Below are 3,653 nucleotides of genomic sequence, written 5' to 3' on the forward strand. Positions count from 1 at the left end.
TAAGCATGGTTGAAGATGGTGCTATGACTACCGCAGAAGCGATTGAAGCAGCAGATTTTTATAGTTTGTTTGGTGTATTGCCGTCTGATGCAGCAGAAGCTATCAGTGATGGAAAAGACAAAGTTACTAGTTCAGCCGTAGATTTAATTAACTGGGCGAGCTCAGAAACTGACGCAGCAATAAACAATGCGAACTTCTACGGTAAAGGTGCATCTATATCAGACGGAACAGCACAGGGTATTAAGGAAAACTCAGATCAAGTATCATCTGCCTCTGGATCACTAGCTATTTATGCAATTGATGCATTCCGAAAAGAAGCAGAAATAAACAGCCCATCAAGAGTATTTACTCGACTTGGTAGATTCTTAGCTGATGGCGTAATGAATGGTATCAATGATGGTGAATCGAATGTATTAAATTCAGTAATTAGCATGTTTTCATCCATGCTGAGGGAAACAGATAGAAACTTTAATCTAATTATCAATAGTCAAAATCGATCTATTAGAACAATGGAAAGGTCATTACAAAGATTACCACAAATAACTCAAATCGCTATGCGTAATATGCTAATGCGATTAAGTCATGGCGGTAATTTGAATGTACGAGAAATGCAAAAAATATCCACACAAATGCTACGACCTTATAACGGACTAAATAGCCGATTTTATTCAGTAGGCATTAACGCAATGGCAGGTCTTAATTCCGGTCTACATGCTGGTACTGGACGTGTAATGTCAACAGCTAGAAATATAGCTAATAATGTAGCAAGGACCATGCAAAGAGCATTAAGAATACATTCGCCATCTAGAAAGATGCGTGATGATGTTGGTAAACATATACCATCCGGTTTAGCTTTAGGTATTCGAGAAAACGCCAAATTAGCCTATCAAGAGATGCAAAAACTATCTAAGAATATGATTAAGCCTGTATCACCAGAAGTAGCTTTAGGAACCCATAAAATGGCTACTAATGGAAATTTTGGAGATCAAATGACTAATGCTATAAGAGGTATACAAATACCACAAACAAACGTTTCTAATGGTAGCAATGACCAACAACCAAAACAACCAGCCATTATAAACGTTTATGTAGGTACAAAACAAATTGCTAGGGAAATTGTGGATGATGTAAGCCAATTGCAAGGTAGATCAAGCAATAGACAGGTTCGTAGACCTAAACTAGGAGGTGGTCGAGCATGATATTTAATGATGTCGAAAAAGACTATATAAGAGTCCGTAAAGAACTATTTAGACCACCTTCCCCACCGATTGCATTTGATTCTATTGAACAAAGAAAAGGCGGTTCTAGGGTTAAGAGCAAACGATTTACTAATATTGAACTTCCTGTTCCTATTAGAATATCAAGTAAAAAAAGAATTGAAGAATTGAAAGAGGAAATGTCTGATTGGCTAATTAAAGATGAAGCCAAAAAACTAGTTTTTAAAGACACTCCCAATAGGTATTATCTAGCATATTACGAAGGTATGGAGTTGGACGAGAAAACACCCTATTATGCAACGGGCTATATTTATTTTTATTTGCCAGATGGCCATAGATACGGAGAACAAAAAACAATCCAAGTCACTACTACTCCAACAACTCACACTATTACTGGACAAGACGAAACACCTTGGATAGTTGAAGTAGTGTTTACCAGCGCTACGGATAAATTTGAGCTACAGACAAATAAAGGATTGTATCTGTTACTAGGATATAACTTTATCGAAGGTGATAGGCTGACGATTAAATACGAAGGTCGTGAGGTATGGCTTAATGGTGAGGATTTACGACATGCGGTACGAATGAAAAGTAATTATGAGATGTTGGAACCGGGAGAGATTGAAATTAGTGTAAGTCACGAATGTAACTTAATTTATGATGAAAGATATTATTAAAGCATAATTTGAGAAAATCCTACTAGAAAGGAGGAAATAAATGTCAGAGTTATATATTTTTAGTCAATACGAACAACTATTGACCATACTGTCAGAAGATACAGGGCTTGTTAGTACACATTTTCGAGAAGAAAAGAACAGTGTAGCTAATGAGCCTTTTAAATTTACCATCGAAGCTGATCATGCATTAGCAAAGCATGTTAAAGATGAAAACAAGGTTGTATTTAAAGATAGAGAAGGCGATTGGCGCATGATGGTAATTCGTGAGTTGGATGATACTGGAACTATGGATAACCATACTACAACCGCAACCTGTGAACCTGCTTTTCTAGCTGAGTTAAATGATCATGTTGTAGTAGATAGACGTTTTGTTGAACGTACCGCAAATATAGCTTTAGATGCTGCACTCGAAGGTACTCGTTGGCAGGGGAGTGTAGAAGTCGAACTTGGTAATGCTACTACTAACTTTTACTATATAACCAGTGTAGAAGCTATATGGGATATATTATCCACTTGGGGCGGTGAGTTTAAAGATGTAGTTGAGTTTGATGAGGAAACGAATGAAATCACTGCTTTTAAGATTAAGATAATCCAACGATTAGGAAAAGAAACTGGGCAACGATTTGAAATAGATCATAACATTAATGAGATTGGTCGTACCGTATTATCATATCCTAAGACTGCCTTATATGGTCGTGGTGCTTCATTGCCATATGAAGATGATGAAGGACAAGAAACAGGCGGTTATACACGGTATATAGGCTTTGCAGATGTGGAATGGAAAGTATCTAATGGTGATCCTGTAGATAAACCAAAAGGGCAACGATGGGTAGGTAGTCCAGATGCTCTTGCTAAATATGGTCTAGAAGATGGTATGAAACATCGTTATGGTATTTACAGCAATCAAGATTATGAGGACCCGGATGAACTATTAAAAGCAACATGGCATCATTTACAGGAAGTAGCCAGCCAAGTAGAGGTTAATTATCGTTTATCTGTTGAACTATTTGACGATGAAGTAAGTCTTGGTGATACTGCCACAGCAATTGACCGTAAGTTTTCTAAACCGATAGAAATACAGACTCGTATTATTGCTTTGGAATATGACCTACTGGATCCAGATAGCACAATGGTTGTTGAAATGGGACAGTTTCTGGATTTTAACGACAACCGACTAGATGACCTTGAAAAAGAGGTAGAAAGCATTAAGAGAAGACCACCTAACAGTCAAGTGACTGAGGATAGTTATCCTAATCGAAAACCAAGTACACCAATTAACCTTGAAGCACATGCGGGTATGGAAGTTATTCAACTGTACTGGACATATGCGGATGAATTATTTATCAAGCATTATGAGGTGTACGGTAGTCGTATAGATGGTTTTATACCCGATAGCCAACATTTATTATGGAGAGGTCAAGTCAGTGCTTTTTCTCATGCGGTTGGGACAAATGAAGTATGGTATTACCGAGTACGTGCAGTAAATTTTCATGGTACTCCTAGTGATTGGTCTGTACAGGTAGAAGCTGGCACTCACCGTATTGTTAGCGAGGACATTTTATTTGGTCCCGAACTAGCCGAAAGAATGAGGGAACTCCATCATATAAGCGATATTATTGGTGAAAATGGTGTGGATTTTGACCAGATTAGCGAGAACGCTAGGGATTTATTAAATCAACAGGCGAAGGATTACACGGATGAGGAAATAAGAGTTACTCGTGAGAATTTGTTAGGCAATATAAGTGACCTATCAGATGAC

The 3,653-nt window shown here is 37.7% G+C and carries 3 protein-coding genes; all 3 read left to right on the top strand.

Going from position 1 to position 3,653, the window contains the following annotated elements:
• A partial coding sequence (locus tag C3938_RS17690; protein WP_233998557.1) for a hypothetical protein occupies window positions 1–1,199 on the top strand: 1,199 nt, incomplete at its 5' end.
• Window positions 1,196–1,894 (top strand): distal tail protein Dit, encoded by a 699-nt coding sequence (locus C3938_RS00330; RefSeq protein ID WP_105101328.1) that lies wholly within the window; start codon window positions 1,196–1,198, stop codon window positions 1,892–1,894. The genes C3938_RS17690 and C3938_RS00330, both read left to right, overlap by 4 nt.
• Before the next feature lie 40 nt (window positions 1,895–1,934).
• A partial coding sequence (locus C3938_RS00335) for a phage tail spike protein (RefSeq protein ID WP_199775453.1) occupies window positions 1,935–3,653 on the top strand: 1,719 nt, incomplete at its 3' end.

It is taken from the genome of Microbulbifer pacificus (assembly GCF_002959965.1).
Lineage (GTDB): Bacteria > Pseudomonadota > Gammaproteobacteria > Pseudomonadales > Cellvibrionaceae > Microbulbifer > Microbulbifer pacificus_A.